The sequence below is a fragment of the Streptomyces sp. NPDC101225 genome (genome assembly GCF_044767585.1).
Lineage (GTDB): Bacteria > Actinomycetota > Actinomycetes > Streptomycetales > Streptomycetaceae > Streptomyces.
In genome coordinates, this window is the sequence record NZ_JBIWOE010000002.1 from 338,115 (window position 1) to 359,612 (window position 21,498).

Consider the following 21,498-nt stretch of genomic DNA (forward strand, 5'->3'; position numbering starts at 1 on the left):
AAGCGAAGCACAGGACGCACCTAAACACGATCGGCGGCAACCCGCCAGGGGGTTGCCGCCGATACGCCTCTGACCTGCGGAGATACCGATTACCTCACCGCGGGGCCGACCTCGACCTTGATCGTCGAGCCGTTCCAGGCCTCGTGGACGATCTTGATCTTCGTGTTGGTGTCAGTGACCTTGACGCCGCCGGTCGGGTTCGACGCGTCGTAGTAGGTGCTGGCGTGGTCGTTGAAGACCGGCACCCCGAACGACCACTTGATCTTGGTGGCCACGTCCGCCTTGTGCAGCGTCATGCCCTCGGTCGGGTACCAGCTGAACGGCGAGTCGTAGGCCTGGATGCGGTTGCGCATCACCGTGCCGTCGGACCACTTGAGCGCCTTCGGGTGCGAGTCGACCGGCAGGATCAGGCCCGTGCCCGCGTGCTGGCTGGTGTTGTTGTCCTGCTGGGAGGTGTCCCACTTCCAGATCAACAGGCCGTTCTGGTACGGGAAGTGCTCCACCCAGTCCGGACGGGTCGTCGAGAAGCCGAAGTTGTACGGGCCGGTCTTCAGGGTCTTGTCGTACGACACGTACTGGCGGTTCTCGGCGATGTAGTACTGCTTGTAGTCCTTGGTGAAGGACGCGCCGACCCGGGAGAAGCCGTTCGCGGTCCAAGCGGCGTCCGCGGCCTCGGCGTTGTCGGAGAAGACCGTCGCGCCGTCCGCGGTCACGGTGATCTCGTCGGCCGCGAAGCCCTTCTGCGCCACGCCGCCGTCGGTCTGGTAGCGGAAGCGCAGCTGGACCTTCTGGCCCGCGTAGGCGTCCAGCGGGTACGACAGCTTCTTGTACGCGTCCACCGTGCCGGTCAGGGCGGGCTTGTCGCTGCCGTCGCGCGGGATGGCCTGGCCGTCCACCGTGCCGTCCAGAGCGGTCCAGTTGGCGCCGCCGTCCGTGGACACCTCGGTGTAGAGGTAGTCGTAGCCCGCCTCGATGTCGTACCAGCCGTCCAGCGTGAGGGTGGCCGACGCCCTGCCGGTCAGGTCGACCTCACGGGTCAGCGTGTTCTTCAGGTCGTCGCCGCTGCCGCTCCACCACTGGGTCGAGCCCTGCGCGGGGGTGACGACCTCCGTGGTGACCGCCTTGTCGGGCAGCGAGACGACCAGGCCCTGCTTGTTCTTCGTGTTGTACTCGGCCACGCCCAGCGTCTGCTTCGACTTCTTGCCGGCCGTCGCCGTGCCGTAGTTGAGCCAGCCGAGCTGGAGCTTGTCCCAGGCGTTCATGTCGCCCGGCAGGTCGCCGATGGCCTGCTTGCCGGTGCCGAGCCAGGAGCCGGAGGACATCAGGGTCCAGAAACCGGTGGAGTTGTCCCCGCCGCTGGTGTCGTACTCGTCCGGCAGGCCGAGGTCGTGGCCGTACTCGTGGGCGTAGACGCCGAGTCCGCCGTTCTCCGGCTGCATCGTGTAGTCGCCGACCCAGATGCCGGTGTCGCCGACCTGGGTGCCGCCGAGCTTGTTGTCCTCGGGGCCGGTGGAGCCGGCGTCGGTGCCGAAGGCGTACCAGCGGTGGGCCCAGATCGCGTCGGTGCCCTGGGCGCCGCCGCCGGCGGACTCGTCCTCGCCGGCGTGCACGATCTGGAAGTGGTCGACGTAGCCGTCCGGCTCGTTGAAGTTGCCGTCGCCGTCGTAGTCGTAGCGGTCCCACTGGTCGTACTGGGCGAGGTCCGCCTTGATGGCGGCGTCCGACTTGCCGGCCGCCTTCTGGTCGGCGACCCACGCGGTCAGGCCGTCGCGCACCAGGTTCCAGACGCTGGAGCAGGTGGTGGCGCCGCAGGCGTTGTTGCCGTAACGGGCCTCGTTGTAGGGGACCTTGACCCAGTCGGTGACCTCGCCGTCGACCGAGTAGCGGCCCGAGGACTGCTTCTCGTAGTACTTCTTCAGCGACTCGGTGTTCTTGCCGGTGCCGAAGTAGAGGTCCTGGAAGTGCTTCTGGTTGTAGTCGGCCTGCCAGGCCGTGGAGTTGTCCTCGGTCCGGTCGGGCTCGGCTATCTCGTTGTGCGCGGGGCCGGCCGTGCCGCCGTACTTCGGGTCCGTCTGGTCGCCGAACTCCACCAGGATGGTGAAGATCTTGTCGGTCTTCTCCCGGCCCAGTTCGACGTACTTGCTGTCGCCCTTCCTGCTCTTGAGCTGGACGACCTGCGAACCGTGCCGGTCCTTGACCTGGGTCCGGCCGGATATGACCTCGTTCAGCGCCTCCTGACGCTGTGCCTGCTGCGTCTTGGAGAGCGGGCCGTCGAGGTTGTGTTCCTGCATCTTCCCGACCGCCGCCGGGTCGTGGCGGTCGACTGAGGCGGTCTTGGCCGGTTCGGCGGCCTGCGCCATGGAGAACGTCGAGAAGGTGGCGGTCGCCGCCGCGAGCGCGACCCCGATCGCGGTCGCTCTGAACGTCCAAGGTCTATGGGTCACTTGAGTTCCTCTTGGTCAAGGTGGCCAGTCAAGTGACGCAATTTGACTAGAGTTCGGTAAGAAAAGACAGACCTTGACTTGAACAGGACAACTGCACTATGCGGAAGGGTGGTCCGCTTTACGGACGCCCCGACCGGCGCGTTCAGCCGTCCACGTGGTGGACGCCATGACTCCGTGCGCCCCCTGTGCACCGGCACTGTTGGTTAGGTCACGCTTACTGTTCGTTCCGCTCGGGCACACACGCGATTAGAGTCGGTTGGCGGACAGCCTTGAAAACGGCGGAAAGCCAGGCCGACACCCCCGTGGACCCCCACTTCCGAGGACACGATTGCCATGCCTCGTCCGACGCCCGCCCAGCTCGTCTACGGTTTGTGCACCGTGATCTTCTCGACGCTCGCCATGCTGCTGCTGTCGCAGACGAGTTCGGGCGTGGGGATCGCCGTCATCGCCGTCGCCGCACTCGCCCTCGGCCTCCTGGTCGCCATGACCGTGCCCCTGCCCAGGTCCAGGGTCGTCGCGGTGGAGCAGCCGGCCGAGCAGGAGACGCCCGTACCGGCCGCGGTCGGCACGGCGGCGTCCCGGCCGGTCCACGAACGCGCCGCGTCCTGAGGCCGCCCCGGCCGGAGTTGCCGCGCGCCCGCGTCAACGGGTGCTGACCACCACCGTCTTGGCGGCCTTGTCGTGCAGGCCCTGCTTGTAGGGCCGGTCGAAGAAGCTCCAGCCGCCCGAGATCGCGGTCCAGATGCAGGCGCAGCAGAAGGCGAAGGGGAGCCACAGCACGGCCGCGCGGGCCATCGAGGTCTGCACGGACGGCGTGGAGCCGTCGTTGAGGTTGGCCACCCGCATGTTCAGCCACTTCTTGCCGAGCGTCTGCCCCGTCCTGCTGATCAGGTACGTGTCGTAGGCCATGTAGAGGACGGCGGCGACGACGGACTGCGCGAAGGACTTGCCGTACTCGATCTTGTTGCCGTTCACGGTGTACTCGTGCACGCCCATCGGCCAGGTGAGCAGCCAGACGACGACGCCGACCAGGATCAGGTCGACGATCCGGGCCAGCGTGCGCCTGCCGCTGTCGGCGAGCGGGGGCATGCCGGCGAGCGGGTCGTTGGGGTAGGCGCCGCCGCCGTGGGGGTCACCGGCGGCGTAGGGACCGCCGTAGGGCGGCGGCTGGCCGCCCGGTGGCGGCTGCCCGCCGCCTCCCGGGGCGTCGTACGGTGAACCCGGCCCCTGGCCTGGCGGGGGCTGCTTCCTGAACGGATCGTCGTCCGGCGGCTGTCCGGAGCCCGGGGGCGGTTCGGTGCTCATGGCCCGAGTGCACCGCGAACCTCCGCCCCCCGCATCCGGCAAACGGCCGTCCGGAGTACCGAATCAGCTGATGCGTACGCCGTACGCGGTCATCCCGCGACGAACGTACCCGCCGCCTTGTCGTGCCAGCACTGATGCCAGGGGCGGTCGACGAGGCACCAGGCGACGCCCACGACACCCACCACCAGCAGCCCCGGCACGCTGTACACCAGCCAGCGGCGCAGCGCCGCGCCGAACGACGGGGGCTCGTGTCCCTCGATGTCGCGCACCTGGAGCCCGAGCAGCTTCTTGCCGAGGGTGCGGCCCCATCGGGCGGTCGGCAGCGCCTCGTAGAGGACGCCGAAGAGGAGCAGCACGGCGAGCACGGCGCCCAGGTACACCGAGGTCGTGCCGTCCACCAGCCAGACCGTCACGGTCCGGCCGGAGAGCTTGGCCGCGTCGATCTTCCCGTCGACGTGGTCGAGCGCCCTGGTGCCCAGCGGAACCGCGGCCACGGCGGTGACGCCGGCGAGGACGGCGGTGTCCAGCAGCCGGGCGGCCAGCCGCCTGCCGAGGGACGCGGGACGGGCCGCCGACTGCCGGCGGGCGGCGGCCGTGAAGACGTCCTCGACGGGCGGCTTCCAGGGGGCGACCGGCTGCTCCTCCTCGGCGCCCGCGAGCCGGTGCACCTGCTGCGCCCAGGAGGACTGACCGCCGCCGGGACCGCTGGTCAGGGGAGCCGGGGCCGGCTGCCCCGAGGGCGCCGGAGCGGCCGGCGGCCGGCCGGCCGCGGCGGGCCGGGCACCGCCGGGCTGCGGCGGAACGGTCGGGGAGGCCTGCTGGGAGCCGGGGAATGCGGGCTGCGCGGGCGGGGCGGCGGGGGCCTGCGCACCGGCGGCCCGCTCGGCCGCCGCCCTGCCCGCGCCGAAACCGGGCTTCTGCGCGTCCGCCGTCTGCGCCCCGCCCTGCGCTCCCGTGCGCGGGGCCACCGCGCGGAAGGTCATGGTGCCCTCGTCGCCCGCGGGGCCGCCGGGGCCGGGGATGCCGGGGGCGTCCGTGCCCCTGGTTCCCGCGGCCCCCGTCCCCGCGGACGGCGCGGCCGGCCGGCGGAAGACGAACGTGCCGCCCGAGTCCACGTCACCGGCGTCCTGCCCGGCCGGCGGGATGGTGGCCGTGCCGTCCGTGCGCGCGGCCTGGCCGTCCGGCCGGGACGGAGGCGCGGCGGGCACGCGCGGGTCGGCGGCCGGCGGGGAGCCCCACGACACCCGGCGGTCCTGGTCACCGCCGAAGCCGGACTGGCGGGCGGCGTCGGCGCCCCAGGCGGAGGCGGGTTCGGGACGGGCGCCGTGCTGGGCCTCGGCCGGGGTGGGTCCGGGCTCGGGGTCCTCGTCGAAGAAGTGCGGTCCCGTCTCCTCCACCGGAGCCGGGTGCGCACCGGGCGGCGGCGCGAGCGACTCGCCGTCGGCCGGCGCCGGACGGCTGGTGCCCGGTACCCAGGCCGCGCCGTTCCAGTACCGGACATATCCAGGAATGGACGGATCGGGGTAGTACCCCTCGCGGGGCCTGTGGTCACCGGGGGCCGGGGTTGGGGCACTCATGTCCGTCGTCCCGTATCTGCTCGGGGGTGAATATGGGGGGTCCACATCTACCAGACCCGCTGCTCCCCCACCGCCGGTCCCGCCGGACCCGCCCCTTTCCGGGCAAGCCCGTGCAGGGCCTTCACAGACCCGGAGAAAAAAGTTCCCGCGACCCGCGTAATGATCCGGCGGCCTCCCGCTCTCTCCTCGTACGGGCCCACCGCGCGGCCCGTACACCTGCCCGAGAGAGGAACCGCACGCCATGCACTACACCGTGGTGGAACGCGAGCTGGAACTCAGACTGATCCTGTCCCCGGGGCGCAGCGTCCCGGTCCCGGCCCGGCTGAGCTACCGCACCGACGACCCGTACGCCGTCCATGTCGCCTTCCACGTCAACTCCGAGAGCCCCGTGTTCTGGACGTTCTCCCGCGACCTGCTGGTGGAGGGGGTGTTCCGGCCGTGCGGGCACGGGGACGTGCGGGTGTGGCCGGCCAAGTCGGACGGCCGCAGCGTCGTCCTGATGGCGCTGAGTTCACCCGACGGTGACGCCCTGCTGGAGGCACCCGCCGCCCAGGTCTCGGCCTGGCTGGAGCGGACGCTGCGGGTGGTGCCCCCGGGGACTGAGGGCGAGCAGCTGGGGATCGACGACGCGCTCGATCAGCTGCTCGCCCAGTGACCCCGGCGGGGCCGGATCAGAACAGCTTGCCCGGGTTCAGGATGTCCAGCGGATCGAAGACCCGCTTGATCTGCCGCTGCATCTCCACCCCCACCGGGCCGATCTCGCGCGCCAGCCACTCCTTCTTCAGGACGCCCACGCCGTGCTCGCCGGTGATCGTGCCGCCGAGCTCCAGACCGAGGGCCATGATCTCGTCGAAGGACTCGCGGGCGCGCCGGGACTCGTCGGGGTCGGCCGCGTCGAAGCAGACGGTCGGGTGCGTGTTGCCGTCGCCCGCGTGCGCGACGACCCCGATGGTCAGCTGGTACTTCTCGGCGATCCGCTCGGTGCCCTCGAGCATGTCGCCGAGCCTGGACCGGGGCACGCACACGTCGTCGATCATCGTGGTGCCGCTGACGGCCTCCAGCGCGGTGAGCGACAACCGCCGTGCCTGCAGCAGCAGTTCGGACTCGGCGAAGTCGTCGGCGGGGACGACCTGGGTGGCGCCCGCCGCTCGGCACAGCTCGCCGACGGCGGCGAGGTCGGCGCCCGGGTCGGGGGTGTCGAAGGCGGCCAGCAGCAGGGCCTCGGTGGTCTCCGGCAGGCCCATCTGCGCCATGTCGTTGACCGCCTTGACCGTCGTACGGTCCATCAGCTCCAGCAGGGACGGCACATGGCCGCCCGCCATGATCCGGCACACCGCGTCGCAAGCGGCCGCCCCCGAGGCGAACTCGGCCGCCAGCACCAGCTGCTGCGGCGGCTGCGGCCTGAGCGCCAGGACCGCCCGTACGACGATGCCGAGCGAGCCCTCGGAACCGACGAAGAGGCGGGTGAGGTCGTAGCCGGCGACGCCCTTGGCCGTACGGCGTCCGGTGGACATCAGCCGCCCGTCGGCCAGCACCACCTCCAGGCCGAGCACGTACTCGGCGGTGACCCCGTACTTCACGCAGCACAGGCCGCCCGAGGCCGTTCCGATGTTGCCGCCGATGGTGCACATCTCCCAGCTGGAGGGGTCCGGCGGGTAGTACAGGCCGTGCTCTCCGACCGCGCGGGAGAGGGCGGCGTTGACGACGCCCGGCTCGACCACGGCGATGCGGTCGACCGGGTTGATCTCGAGGATCCTGTCCATCTTCGTCAGCGACAGCACGATGCAGCCGTCGGAGGCGTTGGCGCCGCCCGACAGGCCGGTCCGGGCGCCCTGCGGCACGACCGGCACCCGCAGTGCGGTGGCGACGCGCATGACGTGCTGCACCTGCTCGGCCGTGCGCGGCAGCACGACCACGGCCGGAGCGCCGGCCGGGCAGAAGCTGGCCATGTCGTTGGCGTAGGAGACCGTGACGTCCGGGTCGGTCAGGACGGCCTCGGCGGGCAGACCGGCCAGGAGCCGGTCGACGAGGTTTCCGTTCACTGCTGTGTCCTCATCGCGACGCGCTTGGATACGGCTCATGATCACAGGTTCGCACCCGGGGCCATCGGTGTGAACCCCGTCTACGGCACTGGACGTATGCCGGGATGTGCTCGTCGTACTGACGCACAGTGATCGCCATGGAGAAGCAAGCGGAGACCGCCGGGCGGGCGCGGGGCGGAAGAGGCCGGCGGGCGCTGGTCGCCGCGGTCATGGGGTGTGCCGTGCTGGGCGGCGCGCTGGCGCTGTGGCCCTGGCAGCGGTCCGCCGTGCGCCCGCCGCTCGCCCCGGCGCCGGGCGCACAGGCGCTGACGGCGGTCACCGCGGGCGTGCCGGCCGCGCTGCCCGGGCTGGCGACGCTGATCGGCGAGCGCGAGGCCCTGCTGCGCACGCATCCCGGGGACGCGCGGTCGTGGGCGGTGCTCGGGGCGGCCTACGTCGAGCAGGGGCGGCGCACGGCGGACGCCGGGAACTACCCCCGGGCCGAGAAGGCCCTGCGCACCTCGCTGAACGTGCGGCCGCAGAAGAACGCGGCCGCGCTGGACGGCCTGGCGGCCCTGGCGAACGCCCGAAGGGACTTCCGCACGGCGCGGGCCTGGGGCGAGGCGTCGCTGAAACTCGACGCCGGGCGCTGGACGGCTTATCCGCCGCTGATCGACGCCTACACCGGGCTCGGCGACTACAAGGCGGCCAAGCGGACGCTGGACCGGCTGCTGGAGCTGCAGGGCGGGGCGGCCGTGCAGGGGGTCGCCGCGGCCGTCTACCGCGACCGGGGCTACCGCGAGGACGCGGCGGCCGCCCTCTCGGACGCGGCGGCGGCCGCGGCCCAGCCCGCCGAGCAGGCGGCGTATCTGGAGCGGGCCGGACAGCTGGCCTGGGAGCGCGGTGATCCGGCCGAGGCCCTCAGGCTCTTCCAGGCGGCGGTGCGTCTCGACCCGGACCAGCGGGCGGCACAGGCCGGGCAGGGGCGGACACTGGCCGCGCTGGGCCGCACCACGGAGGCGCTGAACGCCTACCGGGTGGCGCTCGACAAGCAGCCGTGTCCCCGGTACGCGCTGGAACTGGGCGAGCTGTACGAGTCGCTCGGGCTGGCGCAGGCGGCCCGGGTGGAGTACGACCTGCTGCGCACCCGGGCGGCGCACGACGCCGCGGGCGGGATGGACGACGAGCTGGTGCTCGGGATCTTCGAGGCCGACCACGGCGACGCGCGGACCGCCGTGCGCCGGCTGCGCGCGGAGTGGCAGCGGCAGCCGGGGATCGAGGTGGCCGACGCGCTGGGGTGGGCGCTGCACCGGGCCGGTGACGACAAGCAGGCGCTGAAGTACGCCACGATCGCGACGGACCGGGCGCATGGGGGCGGTGTCCGCAGCGCCCCGTACTCCTACCACCGGGGCATGATCGAGCGGGGGCTGGATCTGACCGCGCCCGCACGGCGCCACCTTCAGGAGGCGCTGCGGATCAACCCGTACTTCTCGCCGCTCGCCGTGCCGCCGGCCAGGCGGGCGCTCGCGGCGCTCGGCGAACCGCCCGACGAGCCGGTTCCCACGGGCACGCCGGGCCGGGACGACGAGGACGGCAAGGCCCACCGGCAGCCCCGTTGAGTCAGAGCGCGGCGGTGCCGATCAGGGCGTTGCGGGTGACGAGGGCGGCCAGTTGCTCCTCCGCCAGGCCGTCCGTGCCCCCGGGGCGGCGCGGCAGGACCATGTAGCGGGTCTCGGCGCTGGAGTCCCACACCGTGATCTCCGTGCCCGCGGGCAGCTCGACGCCGAACTCGGCCAGCACGGCCCGGGGTTCGCGCACCACGCGGGAGCGGTAGGCCTCGGACTTGTACCAGCTCGGGGACGGGCCGAGCAGCCGCAGCGGATAGCAGGAGCAGAGGGTGCAGACGATGACGTTGTGCGTCGTCTCCGTGTTCTCGACCACCCTCAGGCGCTGGTAGGAGCCCTCCATGAAGCCGAGTTCGCGCACGGCCGCGGTGCCGTCCGCCAGCAGCCGCGCCCTGAACCGCGCGTCGGTCCACGCCCGGGCGACGACCCGCGCGCCGTTCGCGGGCGACGCCCCGGACAGCGAGGCGTCGATGATCTCGTCCAGCCGGGCGCCGGAGAGCACCCCCTTCTCCTCCAGGAGCGTCTCCAGCCGCCGCACCCGCCGCGCGATCGTCGCGTCCCCGTGGTCACCGCTCATCGGCCGCATCCTCTTCGTACGCTTCGAGATAGCTTTCCCACAGATCCAGTACGACGTGGTGGTCGCCCTCGCCCCACAGGTCGCGGGCCGCGAACCGGACCGCGTAGATCTGCTCGACCGGCGCGTCCCCGCGGCCCTGTGCGCTGACGTCGGCGAGTTCGGCCGGGCCCTCCGGCTCGACGACGACGCCCCGCTTGCCGCGGGCGTAGCGCGGCAGACGGGTGTGGTGCGGCGGGTCGTGGCGGTAGGTGCGCACGGGCGTGCCCGGCGCGAAGCGGTCAGTCATCGAGCTCACCCGGCTCGATCACGCCCTTGCGCTCCAGCAGGGTGCGCACCGCGAGGAACCAGCGCTCGTAGTAGGACGTCGACAGATACCGGGCCGGCGGCATCGACTCGATCGCGTCCCGGAACTCGTCGGTGTTGAAGATCCCCTGGGCGCGCAGGGCGTTGACGAGGCCGACCACGCGCGCCTCCCAGTCCGCGTGGAAGGGTTCCGCGTCGTCCCGGATGTCGATCGCGCCGAAGCCCTGGAAGCCGCCCACGTCGTTGATCCTGGCCATGCGGCAAGCCTACGGCCGGGCCGCCGCCACGTCGTCCTTGACGAGGATCGAGAAACGGCGCGCCCCCACCGCCCCCGACGCCAGGCCGAAGTACACCTTCGCGTCCGCGCCGCCGCGCACCGCCACGCCCTCCGGTTCGCGGTGGCTGAGCTGGTACCCGGCCACGGTGCGCTCCTGCTGGAGGAGTTCGCCGCCGGGCAGCGAGATGCTGGAGAGGTAGGCGTTGCCGCGCCCCGCCGCCGGATTGGTCCGCGCGTCGTAGGCCGAGCCCGCGATCTGGTAGATGACGTCGCCGTGCAGGGCGTATCCCTGGAACGGGACCGCCGGGTCGGGGTGCGCGCCCACCTGGGCGACGTCCGCGACCGGGTCGCCGTAGTGGCCGGCCACGAAGGCGTCCAGGTCCCAGACGCGGTAGCGCGGAGTGTTGGCCCGGTCCCGGTAGCGGACGGCGATGCGCTGCGACGTCGTGCACACCGACGGCTGGTTGTTGATCGAGTCGGGCACCGGGTGGCGGACGGCGACCTGCGAACGGGTGCGCACGGCGCCGTTCTTGAAGTGGAAGCGGGCGACGCCCTGGCCGAAGCCGTTCGCGGCGTCGGCCTCGGTCCAGATCCAGGTGCCGGCGTCCTTGGCGTCGTGCTGGACGCCGATGCTGACGCCGTGGCCGAACCGCCTGAGATACATGTGGCCGAGCAGCCTGCCCTCGTGGTCCAGCTGGTTGAGGCACAGGTCGCCGGCGGCGTGACCGGTGGCCGTGACCTGAAGGACGTAGAGGCGCTTGGCCGGCTCGTCGAAGGCGAACGACTGGAGCACCGTGGGCTCCTTGAGCGTGGCCTTCCGCCAGAGCCAGCGCTCGGACGGTACGGCGAGGTCGATAGCAGCGGACACCGCTCCCCCACGGTCCTGTGGAGGCCCTCGCGGCATCCACAGGACATGACGTTGTCAAGGTCCCTTCACCGCCCGCAAGCTCTGCGGGCTCACGGGTTCCGCACCGGCCTCACAGGTTGCCGCGCTTCTCCTGCTCCCGCTCGATCGCCTCGAACAGGGCCTTGAAGTTGCCCTTGCCGAAGCCCATCGAGCCGTGCCGCTCGATGATCTCGAAGAAGACCGTCGGCCGGTCCTGGACCGGCTTGGTGAAGATCTGCAGCAGGTAGCCGTCCTCGTCGCGGTCGGCCAGGATCTTCAGCTCGCGCAGCGTCTCGACGGGCACACGGGTGTCGCCGACCCACTCGCCGAGGGTGTCGTAGTAGGAGTCGGGGGTGTTGAGGAACTCCACGCCGGCCGCGCGCATCGTGCGGACCGTCTGCACGATGTCGCCGGTGTTGAGCGCGATGTGCTGCACGCCCGCGCCGCCGTAGAACTCCAGGTACTCGTCGATCTGGGACTTCTTCTTGGCGACGGCGGGCTCGTTGATCGGGAACTTCACCTTGAGCGTGCCGTCGGCGACCACCTTCGACATCAGCGCGCTGTACTCGGTGGCGATGTCGTCCCCCACGAACTCCTTCATGTTCGTGAAGCCCATGACCTTGTTGTAGAAGCCGACCCACTCGTTCATCCTCCCGAGCTCGACGTTGCCGACGCAGTGGTCGACCGCCTGGAAGGTGCGCTGGGCGGGCGGCTCGACGATCGGCCGCGCGGCGACGAAGCCCGGGAGGTAGGGGCCGTCGTAGCCGGAGCGCTCGACGAGGGTGTGGCGGGTCTCGCCGTAGGTGGCGATCGCGGCGAGGACGACCGTGCCGTGCTCGTCCTTCATCTCGTACGGCTCGGCCACCGAGCGGGCGCCGTGCTCGATCGCGTAGGTGTAGGCGGCCCGGGCGTCCGGGACCTCGATGGCGAGGTCGACGACGCCGTCGCCGTGCTCGGCCACGTGCTGCGCCAGGAAGTGGCCCCAGGTGGTGGCGGGCTTGATCACCGAGGTGAACACGAAACGGGCGGAGCCGTTCTCCAGGACGTAGCTCGCGGTCTCGCGGCTGCCGTTCTCCGGTCCGGAGTAGGCGACCAGCTGCATGCCGAAGGCGCTGGAGTAGTAGTGCGCCGCCTGCTTGGCGTTGCCCACGGCGAAGACGACCGCGTCCATTCCCTTGACCGGGAAGGGGTCGGCCTGCCGGGCGGTGTCGGGAGTGTGGTGTGTGGTCTGCGTCATGACGGCAGCCTGGCCTCCGTACGCAAGGTGCGCAATAGTTTGCGAAATCGCTGGGCAATCTGCTCAGGCAAAGGCGCGTATTCGCGGCCTTTCTGTACAGGATGACCACTCGATCGGGAGGCTGATGTGGCGATCGACCAGCTGGACGGCCGGATCATCGTGCTGCTGGCACGGGAGCCGCGGATCGGGGTGCTGGAGATGTCCCGGCGGCTCGGAGTGGCGCGCGGGACGGTGCAGGCCCGGCTGGACCGGCTTCAGTCGAATGGCGTCATCCGCGGCTTCGGCCCCCAGGTGGATCCGGCCGCTCTCGGATACCCGGTCACGGCCTTCGCCACCCTGCAGATCCGGCAGGGCCAAGGGCCGGACGTACGCGCCCACTTGGCGACCGTGCCCGAGGTGCTGGAACTGCACACCACCACCGGCAGCGGGGACATGCTGTGCCGCCTGGTGGCCCGCTCCAACGCCGATCTCCAGCGGGTCATCGACCGGGTTGTCGGTTTTGATGGCATTGTTCGGGCAGCCACCGCCATCGTCATGGAAAATCCCGTGCCGCTGCGGATCATCCCGCTGGTGGAGCAGGCGGCGGAGGAACCGGAGCGGACCTAGCCGATCCTGGGGTGAGCGCACGTGAGCTTCTGGGAGTACCTGAGCAGCCGTCACCAGCAGTTGCTCGCGGACGCCTACCAGCACGCCAGCGCCGTCTTCCAGTGCATGGTCGTGGCGACCGTCCTCGGCGTGCTGATCGGGATCGTCACCTACCGCACCGAGTGGGCCGCGAGCCTCGCGACCGTGACCACCTCGACCCTGCTGACCATCCCGTCGCTCGCCATGATCGGCCTGCTCATCCCGCTCGTGGGCCTGGGTGTCGCGCCCACGGTCATCGCGCTGACCCTGTACGGGCTGCTGCCCATCGTGCGCAACGCGATCGTCGGGCTGCGCGGGGTCGACGCCTCCCTGGTGGACGCGGCGCGGGGCATCGGGATGTCGCGGCCGGCGCGGCTGGTGCGCATCGAGCTGCCGCTGGCCTGGCCGCCGATCCTGACCGGCATCCGGATCTCCACGCAGATGCTGATGGGCATCGCCGCGATCGCCGCCTACGCCTCCGGGCCCGGCCTCGGCAACGAGATCTTCCGCGGCATCGGCTCCCTGGGCAGCAAGAACGCTCTCAACCAGGTCCTCGCGGGCACGCTGGGGATCGTCATCCTCGCGCTGCTGTTCGACGCCGCCTACGTCCTGATCGGACGGCTGACCATCTCTAGGGGGATCCGTGCCTGACACCTCTGCCGGCCAGACCGCCACCGGGGCGACGATCGAGCTCGACAACCTCTCCAAGCAGTACCCGGGCAACCCCGCGCCCGCGGTCGACAACGTCTCCATGGAGATCAAGGCGGGCGAGATCGTCATCCTCGTCGGCCCGTCCGGCTGCGGGAAGTCGACGACCCTGAAGATGATCAACCGGCTGATCGAGCCGACCGGCGGCCGCATCCGCATCGGCGGCGAGGACGTCACCGACATGGACCCGGTGAAGCTGCGCCGCAAGATCGGCTACGCCATCCAGTCGGCCGGGTTGTTCCCGCACATGACCGTCGCCCAGAACATCGCCCTGGTGCCGAAGATGATCGGCTGGCCGAAGGCCCGTACCAAGGCGCGGGTGGAGGAGCTGCTGGACCTCGTCGGCCTCGACCCGGGCGAGTTCCACGGGCGCTACCCGCGCCAGCTGTCGGGCGGCCAGCAGCAGCGCGTGGGCGTGGCGCGGGCGCTGTCCGCCGATCCGCCGGTACTGCTGATGGACGAGCCCTTCGGCGCGGTCGACCCGATCACCCGCGACCACCTCCAGGACGAGCTGATCCGGCTCCAGCACGAGCTGCACAAGACGATCGTGTTCGTCACGCACGACTTCGACGAGGCCATCAAGCTCGGCGACCGGATCGCCGTCCTGCGCGAGCGCTCGCACATCGCCCAGTTCGACACCCCGGAGGCCATCCTCACCAACCCGGCCGACGACTTCGTGTCCGGGTTCGTGGGCGCGGGAGCGGCCCTCAAGCGGCTGAACCTCACCCGCGTACGGGACGTCGAGATCACCGACTACCCGACCGTCACCCTCGACGACCCGCTCCAGGAGATCTTCAACCGGCTCCGCGGCAGCGGCACCAACGAGATCCTGCTCCTCGACAAGCGCCGCCGCCCCTACAAGTGGCTCAGGCGCGGCGACCTGATGCGCGCCCGCGGCTCGCTCGCCCGGGCGGGCACGCTGGTCAGCGACACGGTGACCCGGGACGCGACCCTGCGCGACGCGCTGGAGGCCGTGCTGACCGACAACGCCGGACGCGTCGCGGTCACCGGACGGCGCGGCGCCTACGAGGGCGTCGTCGACATGGAGACCCTGATGAACTCCGTGCACGAACTGCTGGAGGCCGACCGGCTCGAGGCACTGGAGCACCAGCACGAGCTGGAGGAGACGCGCTCCGCCCAGACCCACGCCGAGCAGGAGGGCCCCGGAGGGGTGGTGAAGGCGTGACCACCCCCGAGCTGGACGAACCGGAGGCGCGGGAGGAGGCCGGCACACAGGCGCCGCCTCCCCCGGAGCGACCGAAGGCGCGCATCAGCCTGCGGAAGCTGACCTTCCTGCCCACGGTGATCGTCGCCGTCCTGCTCGCCACCTGGTTGTGGTTCCGGCAGGCCGACCTCGACCCGATCTCCGAGAACGCCCTCTCCAACGGCCAGGTCTCCAAGGCCCTGTGGCAGTCCGTCAAGCTGACCGTGGTCTCCACGTTCTTCGTGCTGATCATCGCGATCCCGCTGGGCATCCTGCTCACCCGCAAGGCCTTCCGGAAGGCGACCCCGGTGGCCATGACGATCGCCAACATGGGCCAGGCGACCCCGGCGCTCGGCCTGCTGGCGCTGCTGGTGATCTGGCTCGGCACCGGCACGAAGGCGGCATTGATCGGCATCATCGTCTACGCGATCCTGCCCGTGCTGTCCAACACCATCACCGGCCTCAAGGCCAACGACCCGACGCTGCTGGAGGCGGCCCGCGGCATCGGCATGTCCGCGCTCGACGTGCTGAACAGGGTCGAACTCCCGCTGGCCGTACCGCTGATCCTCGCCGGTGTCCGTACGGCCCTGGTGCTGAACGTCGGCACCTCGACCCTGGCCACCTTCGGCGGGGGCGGCGGCCTCGGGGTGCTGATCACCACCGGCATCACCAACCAGCGCATGCCGGTGCTGATGCTGGGCTCCATCCTCACCGTCGCCCTGGCGCTGCTGGTCGACTGGCTGGCCTCACTGGCCGAACTCCTGCTGCGGCCGCGCGGGCTGGAGGTGGAGGCATGAGACGCTCCACGGGCCGCCTGCTGCTGGCCGGGGTGCTGGTGGCCGCGTCCGGCTGCGGGCTGCAGAGCGGCTCCCCCATGACCGACTCGGTGCGGCCCGGCACGATCGGCAGGGGCGAGCCCCTCAAGGGCGCCCATCTGACCGTCACCTCCAAGGAGTTCACCGAGCAGCTGATCCTCGGCGCGATCATGGGCATCGCCTTCCAGGCGGCCGGCGCCGACGTCCTGGACCGCACCGGCATCCAGGGGTCCATCGGCTCCCGGGAGGCGGTCAAGTCCGGGGACGCGGACGCCGACTACGAGTACACGGGCACGGCCTGGATCACCTACCTCGGCAACAGCAGGCCCATCCCCGACCCGCAGAAGCAGTGGGAGGCCGTCCGCGCCGCCGACCTGAAGAACGGCGTGACCTGGCTGCCGCCGTCCAAGCTCGACAACACCTACGCGCTGGCCATGAACCGGGCCAACTACCAGAAGTACCGCACGAAGACGCTGTCCGACGTGGCCGCGCTGGCCAAGAAGGACCCCGGTGCCGTGACCCTCTGCGTGGAGGGCGAGTTCGCCAACCGCGCGGACGGGCTGCCGGGCATGGAGAAGGCGTACGGGATGAGCATCCCGGCGAAGAACATCACGCAGATGGACACCGGGATCATCTACACCCAGGTGGCGAAGGGGAAGTGCACCTACGGCGAGGTGTTCACCACCGACGGGCGCATCAAGTCGATGAACCTCGTGGTGATGGAGGACGACAAGAGCTTCTTCCCCAACTACAACGTCGCGCCGATGATCAACACGAAGACGCTGAAGAAGTGGCCGGCGATCGCCCAGGTCCTCGACCCCGTCACGAAGAAGCTCGACAACGACGTCGCGCAGACGCTCAACGCGAAGGTCGACGTCGACGGGCAGGACCCGCACCAGGTGGCCCTGGACTGGATGGAGCAGGAAGGGCTGGTGAAGTCCGGCTGAGCCGGCCGTTCGGCAGGGCCGGCCGTTCGGCAGGAGGGCCGTTCGACAGGAGGGCCGTTCGACAGGAGGGCCGTTCAGCAGGAGGGGACGGAGCCCTTGCCCGTCTCCAGGGAGACGAGGGCGTTCACCGCGCCGTCCAGCGTCTTCACCGGGATCAGGCGCAGCCCCTTCGGCAGCTCGGACTTGGCGTCGGAGCACTCCGCCTTCGGCACCAGGAACACCGTCGCCCCGTCCCGGCGCGCCGCCTGCGTCTTCAGCGCCACCCCGCCGACGGCGCCCACCGTCCCGTCGTCGCTGATGGTGCCCGTACCGGCGACGGTACGGCCGCCGGTGAGGTCGCCGCCGCTGCCGTTGCCGTCCAGCTTGTCGACGATGCCGAGCGTGAACAGCAGCCCGGCGCTCGGACCGCCCACGTCCGCCAGTTTCAGCGTGACCTTGATCTTGTCGGAGCCGAGGTGCAGATAGTCCAGCGCGGCCTGCGTCGCCGCGTCCTGCGACTCCTTCATCTGGGCGCGGTTGTGCTCCTCGATCTGCTGGGTGGTGTCACCGCTCGGATAGACCGAGTCGCGCGGCAGGACGGCCCGGTCGGTGGCGAACCAGGCGCTGACCACGTCCCCCAGCGACACATGTGTGTCCGGGCTGGTCGCCTCGATCGTCGTCATCCGCAGCTGCCCGCTGGTCGCGCGGGTCTTCGCGCCCGAGATCGTGATCACCGGGGTGCCCGCGTTCTTCCCGAGCACGTTCGCCGTCATACCGGGCTGCGCCAGCGAGAACGGCAGCGGCGCGAACACCGCCGTGGCGATCAGGGCCACGACGGGCAGCGCGTATACGGCGAGGGCCTGGGGGCGTGTGAGGCGTGAGAGCACGGGATCAATCTAACGTGACGGCGACATCCGGCCAGGTGCCGGTCTACTCCCGTACAGTCTCGCCGCCGGACGGCCCTTCGGGGGAGCTGCCGGACCGGCCCGAGCCCCTCCCCCGGAACGCGGGGCCGCGACCGGCCGCGGGACACCCGCAGACGGCGTGCGGCCGAGCGCGGCCGGCTGACGGCCGAACCGCGCCGGCCCCGCGGCCGAACCGCCGGCAGGGTGCTAGCGCAGGGCCTCCGCGACTTCCTTCGCGGCGTCGACCACCCGGGGGCCCACCCGTTCGGGCACCGCGTCGGCGAGCATCACCACGCCGACGCTGCCCTCGACCCCCGTGACGCCCAAGAGCGGCGCGGCCGCCCCGCTGGCGCCCGCCTCCAGCTCCCCGTGCGTGAGGGTGTAGCCCGGCTCCTCCACCGGCCTGGCCCGCGCGGCGAGGATCGCCTTGCCCGCGGCCCCCCGATCGAGTGGATGCCGGAACCCGGCCCGGTAGGCCACGTGGTAGTCGGTCCAGGTCGGCTCGACGACGGCCACGGCCAGTGCTTCCGCGCCGTCGACGAGCGTGAGATGCGCGGTCGCCCCGATGTCCTCGGCCAGCGACCGAAGCGCCGGCAGAGCGGCCTCCCGCACCAGTGGATGCACCTGGCGGCCCAGTCGCAGCACGCCGAGTCCCACCCGGGCACGGCCGCCCAAGTCCCTTCGTACAAGGGCATGTTGTTCGAGCGTGGCGAGCAACCGGTACACCACGGTCCGGTTCACGCCCAGTCGATGGGAAAGCTCGGTGACGGTCAACCCGTGGTCCGTGTCGGCCAGCAGCTTGAGGACACGCAGTCCCCGGTCGAGCGTCTGAGAGGTCTCCGCGGTCACGACGCCCACTCCTCCAAGTGGTGAGGTCGGCGGACCTCCACGCGGCGGTGCGTCACCGAGTCCCGTCAGTGACGCGCACAGAGGCCGCCGATCGGCCGGCGGCCCGGCCTGTACCGAGCCGCGTCGCTTCACGGCTGCGCTCCGCGGCGGCTCTGCCACGGGGCGTTTGCGTAGCGGGACAGTAGCGAAATGAGTTCGCTCAGCGGAAGGCTCCGTCCAGAATCCGGGCACCGGTAGGGACGGACTACGTCCGTATGTCGTGATTCGTACAGGGCGCAACAAGCGGCTGCACCAGGATCCTGCGCCCCCCTGACCAGGCGTGCGCCGGGTCAGCGCATCCGCGTCGCCCACTCCTGCACCTTGGCGATCCGCTGCCTCAGCTGCCCCGCCGTGGCCTCGGCGCTCGGCGGTCCGCCGCAGGTGCGCCGCAGCTCGGTGTGGATGACCCCGTGCGGCTTGCCGCTCTGGTGGACGTACGCGCCGACCATCGTGTTGAGCTGCTTGCGGAGCTCCATCATCTCCCTGTGCGAGACGACGGGCCGGCGCTCGGCGGGCAGTTCGAGCAGGTCGGCCTCCGCGTCCGGCTTCTTGCGGCTGTGCGCGATCTGCCGCGCCTGCCGCTTCTGCAGCAGCAACTGCACCTGGTCGGGTTCCAGCAGCCCGGGAATCCCGAGGTAGTCCTGTTCCTCCTCGCTCCCCGGGTGGGCCTGCATGCCGAACTCGGCGCCGTCGTAGAGCACCCGGTCGAAGACGGCCTCGGACTCCAGCGCCTCGAAGGCGAACTGCTCCTGCTCGCCGGTGTCCTCGTCCTGCTCCTTGTTCGCCTCCTCCATCTCCTGCTCGGACTCGGCGTACGGGTCCTCCTCGCCCTCCTTCTTCGGCCTGTCGAGGGCGTGGTCGCGCTCGACCTCCATCTCGTTGGCGAAGGTGAGCAGGTCGGGGACGGTGGGGAGGAAGACCGAGGCGGTCTCGCCGCGGCGCCTGGAGCGTACGAAGCGGCCGACGGCCTGGGCGAAGAAGAGGGGCGTGGAGATGGTGGTGGCGTAGACGCCGACCGCGAGCCGGGGCACGTCGACGCCCTCCGACACCATCCGGACCGCGACCATCCACCGGTCGTGACTGCCGCTGAAGTCGTCGATCCGCTTGGACGCGCCGGCGTCGTCGGACAGGACGAGGGTCGCCCTGTCGCCGGTGATCTCGCGGATGAGCTTGGCGTAGGCGCGGGCGGAGTCCTGGTCGGAGGCGATGACCAGGGCACCGGCGTCCGGGATGCCCTTGCGGACCTCGGTCAGCCGCTGGTCGGCGGCGCGCAGCACGCTGGGCATCCACTCGCCGCGCGGGTCGAGCGCGGTGCGCCAGGCCTGGCTGACGGCGTCCTTGGTCATCGGCTCGCCCAGCCGGGCGGCGATCTCGTCGCCGGCCTTGGTGCGCCAGCGCATGTTGCCGCTGTAGGAGAGGAAGATGACGGGGCGCACGACCCCGTCGGTCAGCGCGCTGCCGTAGCCGTACGTGTAGTCGGCGGCGGAGCGCCGGATGCCGTCGTTGCCCTCCTCGTACGCGACGAAGGGGATGGGGTTCGTGTCGGAGCGGAACGGCGTGCCGGTGAGCGCGAGCCGCCGCGTGGCCGGCTCGAACGCTTCGAGGCAGGCCTCGCCCCAGGACTTGCTGTCACCGGCGTGGTGGATCTCGTCGAGGATGACGAGGGTCTTGCGCTGTTCCACGCGGTTGCGGTGCAGCATGGGCCGCACGCCGACGCCGGCGTAGGTGACGGCGACGCCCTGGTAGTCCTTGCCGAGGGGCCCGGCGCTGTACTCGGGGTCGAGCTTGATCCCTATCCGCGCCGCCGCGTCCGCCCACTGCTTCTTCAGGTGCTCGGTCGGCGCGACCACGGTCACCTGCTGCACGACATGGTGGTGCAGCAGCCAGGAGGCGAGGGTCAGCGCGAAGGTCGTCTTCCCGGCGCCGGGGGTCGCGACCGCGAGGAAGTCACGCGGCTGCTCCTGGATGTACGTGTCCATCGCCCCCTGCTGCCAGGCACGCAGCTTGCCGGCGGTGCCCCAGGGGGCGCGGCCGGGGAAGGCGGGAGAGAGATGGTGGGAGTGCGAGGCAGAGCTGGCAGACATAGGCGTGGGCCCGGAGGGCCCTCCGTTGAGGGTGGTGGCGGGCGACGGGCGGGCAGTAGTCACGGTCTCCGGGGATATGGGGTCGGGCGGCTCGTTACGACGAGAGTTCTCCCGGCCACGGGGGCTCTCGCTCACGGGGTCTGTCGGCTACGTATGACAACCGGGCCACCCTACCGGCGGCTCCCACCGCCCACGCCCGGACGGGGCCGGACCGGACCGGGGTGCGACATACTTCACACCACGACGCCCCGTCATCGACGGTGTACGGCCGACCCGTTGCGGCCCTGCGCGGGTCTTGAGCCCCGCACCTTGCCCAACCTATCGATATTCGATAGATTTCCATCGCAACTCGATGGAATGGAGAGTCATGGGGACGCTGGCTGTGCGTGCGCTGCGCGCCGTGCTCGTGGTGGTGTTCGCCGGCACCGTGTTCGTGCAGGCGGGAATGGTCTGGGCGCTGGCCGGCGGGAAGGACCCGGAGGACGGGTCGCTGCCGCTGACCTCGCTGCGGGTGATCACGATCCTGGGCATGGCCTGCGCCCAGGTCGCGCTGGTCTGTGTCTGGCGGCTGGTGACGATGGTGCGGCGCGCAACCGTGTTCTCCCACGACGCCTTCCGCTACGTGAACGGGGTGATCGGCGCGATCGTGGGCGCCGCCCTGGTCTGGTTCGCGGTCACGGCCGTCAACGCGCCGGGCCAGCGGGACGATCCGGGCGTCACCGTCATCATGGCCGGGATCGGCGTGGCCGTCCTGGGGGTCGCGCTCATCGTGCTCGTGCTGCGGATGCTGCTCGCCCAGGCCGTCGCGCGCGATGTCGAGGCGGCGCGGATGCAGGCCGAGTTGGACGAGGTGATCTGATGCCGATCGCCGTCGACATCGACGTGATGCTGGCCAAGCGGAAGATGTCCGTGGGCGAGCTCGCGGACCGCGTCGGGATCACGCCCGCCAACCTGGCGGTCCTCAAGAACGGCCGCGCCAAGGCCGTGCGCTTCGCCACGCTCGCCGCCCTCTGCGAGGTGCTCGAGTGCCAGCCCGGCGATCTGCTGCGCTGGGAGGCCGACGGCACCGCGGCCGGATGACGCGCTCCGGGG

22 protein-coding genes are annotated in these 21,498 nt (G+C 71.1%); 10 read left to right on the forward strand and 12 right to left on the reverse strand.

All coding sequences use genetic code 11. From position 1 onward, the window contains the following. Positions 1-89 precede the first annotated feature (89 nt). Entirely contained in the window at positions 90-2,444 is a 2,355-nt protein-coding gene (locus tag ACIRPX_RS04310) for an immune inhibitor A domain-containing protein (RefSeq protein WP_404188000.1), read from the reverse strand. A gap of 333 nt (positions 2,445-2,777) precedes the next feature. On the opposite strand from ACIRPX_RS04310, the gene ACIRPX_RS04315 reads away from it, so the two are divergent. After that, the gene (locus ACIRPX_RS04315; RefSeq protein WP_404188003.1) at positions 2,778-3,053 is read left to right on the forward strand and encodes a hypothetical protein; all 276 of its coding nucleotides are present in this window, start codon (positions 2,778-2,780) and stop codon (positions 3,051-3,053) included. 33 nt (positions 3,054-3,086) lie between these two features. Here ACIRPX_RS04315 and ACIRPX_RS04320 read toward each other — a convergent pair whose 3' ends face one another. Both ACIRPX_RS04320 and ACIRPX_RS04325 read right to left on the reverse strand, forming a co-directional pair. After that, positions 3,087-3,749 carry an RDD family protein gene (locus tag ACIRPX_RS04320; protein ID WP_404188006.1) on the reverse strand — a complete coding sequence of 221 codons (663 nt, stop codon included), beginning with the start codon at positions 3,747-3,749 and terminating at the stop codon, positions 3,087-3,089. Between the two features lie 89 nt (positions 3,750-3,838). Further along, positions 3,839-5,326: an RDD family protein gene (locus ACIRPX_RS04325; protein ID WP_404188008.1), complete on the reverse strand. Its 1,488-nt coding sequence runs from the start codon at positions 5,324-5,326 to the stop codon at positions 3,839-3,841. A 241-nt stretch (positions 5,327-5,567) separates the two neighbouring features. Here ACIRPX_RS04325 and ACIRPX_RS04330 point away from each other — a divergent pair, with 241 nt between their 5' ends. Continuing rightward, entirely contained in the window at positions 5,568-5,981 is a 414-nt protein-coding gene (locus ACIRPX_RS04330; RefSeq protein ID WP_404188010.1) for an SsgA family sporulation/cell division regulator, read from the forward strand. Positions 5,982-5,997: 16 nt separating this feature from the next. Here the strand turns inward: ACIRPX_RS04330 and ACIRPX_RS04335 are convergent, their stop codons facing one another. Further along, positions 5,998-7,413 carry an FAD-binding oxidoreductase gene (locus ACIRPX_RS04335; protein ID WP_404188013.1) on the reverse strand — a complete coding sequence of 472 codons (1,416 nt, stop codon included), beginning with the start codon at positions 7,411-7,413 and terminating at the stop codon, positions 5,998-6,000. A 92-nt stretch (positions 7,414-7,505) separates the two neighbouring features. Here ACIRPX_RS04335 and ACIRPX_RS04340 point away from each other — a divergent pair, with 92 nt between their 5' ends. Further along, positions 7,506-8,966, forward strand: coding sequence for a tetratricopeptide repeat protein (locus tag ACIRPX_RS04340; RefSeq protein ID WP_404188015.1), 1,461 nt, complete (start codon positions 7,506-7,508; stop codon positions 8,964-8,966). Between the two features lies 1 nt (position 8,967). Here the strand turns inward: ACIRPX_RS04340 and nthA are convergent, their stop codons facing one another. The 5 genes from nthA to hppD all read right to left on the reverse strand — a co-directional run bounded on the left by nthA (position 8,968) and on the right by hppD (position 12,252). Then, positions 8,968-9,549, reverse strand: a complete 582-nt coding sequence (gene nthA, locus ACIRPX_RS04345; RefSeq protein ID WP_404188018.1) for a nitrile hydratase subunit alpha — start codon at positions 9,547-9,549, stop codon at positions 8,968-8,970. Next, positions 9,539-9,835: an SH3-like domain-containing protein gene (locus tag ACIRPX_RS04350; RefSeq protein WP_404188020.1), complete on the reverse strand. Its 297-nt coding sequence runs from the start codon at positions 9,833-9,835 to the stop codon at positions 9,539-9,541. The genes nthA and ACIRPX_RS04350 overlap by 11 nt, the downstream gene beginning before the upstream one ends. Next, entirely contained in the window at positions 9,828-10,109 is a 282-nt protein-coding gene (locus ACIRPX_RS04355; RefSeq protein WP_404188023.1) for a hypothetical protein, read from the reverse strand. The genes ACIRPX_RS04350 and ACIRPX_RS04355 overlap by 8 nt, the downstream gene beginning before the upstream one ends. Positions 10,110-10,118: 9 nt before the next feature. Next, the gene (locus ACIRPX_RS04360) at positions 10,119-10,997 is read right to left on the reverse strand and encodes a Teichoic acid biosynthesis protein C (Precursor) (RefSeq protein ID WP_404188026.1); all 879 of its coding nucleotides are present in this window, start codon (positions 10,995-10,997) and stop codon (positions 10,119-10,121) included. Positions 10,998-11,106: 109 nt separating this feature from the next. Next, positions 11,107-12,252 (reverse strand): 4-hydroxyphenylpyruvate dioxygenase, encoded by a 1,146-nt coding sequence (hppD, locus tag ACIRPX_RS04365; protein ID WP_404188028.1) that lies wholly within the window; start codon positions 12,250-12,252, stop codon positions 11,107-11,109. A 126-nt stretch (positions 12,253-12,378) separates the two neighbouring features. Between hppD and ACIRPX_RS04370 the strand changes: the two genes are divergently transcribed. The 5 genes from ACIRPX_RS04370 to ACIRPX_RS04390 are packed head-to-tail and all read left to right on the forward strand — an operon-like array spanning position 12,379 to position 16,550. Continuing rightward, a complete protein-coding gene (locus tag ACIRPX_RS04370) occupies positions 12,379-12,858 on the forward strand; it encodes an Lrp/AsnC family transcriptional regulator (RefSeq protein ID WP_384250063.1) in 480 nt (159 codons plus the stop codon). 21 nt (positions 12,859-12,879) lie between these two features. Then, positions 12,880-13,527, forward strand: a complete 648-nt coding sequence (locus ACIRPX_RS04375) for an ABC transporter permease (protein WP_404188030.1) — start codon at positions 12,880-12,882, stop codon at positions 13,525-13,527. Further along, positions 13,520-14,770: a betaine/proline/choline family ABC transporter ATP-binding protein gene (locus ACIRPX_RS04380; protein WP_404188033.1), complete on the forward strand. Its 1,251-nt coding sequence runs from the start codon at positions 13,520-13,522 to the stop codon at positions 14,768-14,770. Before ACIRPX_RS04375 ends, ACIRPX_RS04380 begins: the two co-directional genes overlap by 8 nt. Beyond that, positions 14,767-15,585, forward strand: coding sequence for an ABC transporter permease (locus tag ACIRPX_RS04385; RefSeq protein WP_404188036.1), 819 nt, complete (start codon positions 14,767-14,769; stop codon positions 15,583-15,585). The genes ACIRPX_RS04380 and ACIRPX_RS04385 overlap by 4 nt, the downstream gene beginning before the upstream one ends. Beyond that, positions 15,582-16,550, forward strand: a complete 969-nt coding sequence (locus ACIRPX_RS04390; RefSeq protein WP_404188038.1) for a glycine betaine ABC transporter substrate-binding protein — start codon at positions 15,582-15,584, stop codon at positions 16,548-16,550. Before ACIRPX_RS04385 ends, ACIRPX_RS04390 begins: the two co-directional genes overlap by 4 nt. A 74-nt stretch (positions 16,551-16,624) precedes the next feature. Here ACIRPX_RS04390 and ACIRPX_RS04395 read toward each other — a convergent pair whose 3' ends face one another. The 3 genes from ACIRPX_RS04395 to ACIRPX_RS04405 all read right to left on the reverse strand — a co-directional run bounded on the left by ACIRPX_RS04395 (position 16,625) and on the right by ACIRPX_RS04405 (position 20,406). Continuing rightward, positions 16,625-17,416 (reverse strand): PDZ domain-containing protein, encoded by a 792-nt coding sequence (locus ACIRPX_RS04395; RefSeq protein ID WP_404188041.1) that lies wholly within the window; start codon positions 17,414-17,416, stop codon positions 16,625-16,627. 225 nt (positions 17,417-17,641) lie between these two features. After that, positions 17,642-18,283: an IclR family transcriptional regulator gene (locus ACIRPX_RS04400; protein ID WP_404188044.1), complete on the reverse strand. Its 642-nt coding sequence runs from the start codon at positions 18,281-18,283 to the stop codon at positions 17,642-17,644. Between the two features lie 329 nt (positions 18,284-18,612). After that, positions 18,613-20,406 carry a DEAD/DEAH box helicase gene (locus tag ACIRPX_RS04405; protein ID WP_404188047.1) on the reverse strand — a complete coding sequence of 598 codons (1,794 nt, stop codon included), beginning with the start codon at positions 20,404-20,406 and terminating at the stop codon, positions 18,613-18,615. Positions 20,407-20,773: 367 nt separating this feature from the next. Between ACIRPX_RS04405 and ACIRPX_RS04410 the strand changes: the two genes are divergently transcribed. Together ACIRPX_RS04410 and ACIRPX_RS04415 are read left to right on the forward strand one after the other, a co-directional pair. Next, positions 20,774-21,265, forward strand: a complete 492-nt coding sequence (locus ACIRPX_RS04410) for a DUF2975 domain-containing protein (protein WP_404188049.1) — start codon at positions 20,774-20,776, stop codon at positions 21,263-21,265. Then, the gene (locus tag ACIRPX_RS04415; protein ID WP_404188051.1) at positions 21,265-21,486 is read left to right on the forward strand and encodes a helix-turn-helix domain-containing protein; all 222 of its coding nucleotides are present in this window, start codon (positions 21,265-21,267) and stop codon (positions 21,484-21,486) included. Before ACIRPX_RS04410 ends, ACIRPX_RS04415 begins: the two co-directional genes overlap by 1 nt. The last annotated feature ends 12 nt before the right edge of the window (positions 21,487-21,498 follow it).

Coding starts and splice junctions, on each gene's coding strand:
- ACIRPX_RS04405 (WP_404188047.1), bottom strand. CDS start 20,406: ATGTCTGCCAGCTCTGCCTCGCACTCCCACCATCTCTCTCCCGCCTTC.
- ACIRPX_RS04330 (WP_404188010.1), top strand. CDS start 5,568: ATGCACTACACCGTGGTGGAACGCGAGCTGGAACTCAGACTGATCCTG.
- ACIRPX_RS04410 (WP_404188049.1), top strand. CDS start 20,774: ATGGGGACGCTGGCTGTGCGTGCGCTGCGCGCCGTGCTCGTGGTGGTG.
- ACIRPX_RS04355 (WP_404188023.1), bottom strand. CDS start 10,109: ATGGCCAGGATCAACGACGTGGGCGGCTTCCAGGGCTTCGGCGCGATC.
- ACIRPX_RS04315 (WP_404188003.1), top strand. CDS start 2,778: ATGCCTCGTCCGACGCCCGCCCAGCTCGTCTACGGTTTGTGCACCGTG.
- hppD (WP_404188028.1), bottom strand. CDS start 12,252: ATGACGCAGACCACACACCACACTCCCGACACCGCCCGGCAGGCCGAC.
- ACIRPX_RS04340 (WP_404188015.1), top strand. CDS start 7,506: ATGGAGAAGCAAGCGGAGACCGCCGGGCGGGCGCGGGGCGGAAGAGGC.
- nthA (WP_404188018.1), bottom strand. CDS start 9,549: ATGAGCGGTGACCACGGGGACGCGACGATCGCGCGGCGGGTGCGGCGG.
- ACIRPX_RS04325 (WP_404188008.1), bottom strand. CDS start 5,326: ATGAGTGCCCCAACCCCGGCCCCCGGTGACCACAGGCCCCGCGAGGGG.
- ACIRPX_RS04415 (WP_404188051.1), top strand. CDS start 21,265: ATGCCGATCGCCGTCGACATCGACGTGATGCTGGCCAAGCGGAAGATG.
- ACIRPX_RS04320 (WP_404188006.1), bottom strand. CDS start 3,749: ATGAGCACCGAACCGCCCCCGGGCTCCGGACAGCCGCCGGACGACGAT.
- ACIRPX_RS04390 (WP_404188038.1), top strand. CDS start 15,582: ATGAGACGCTCCACGGGCCGCCTGCTGCTGGCCGGGGTGCTGGTGGCC.
- ACIRPX_RS04350 (WP_404188020.1), bottom strand. CDS start 9,835: ATGACTGACCGCTTCGCGCCGGGCACGCCCGTGCGCACCTACCGCCAC.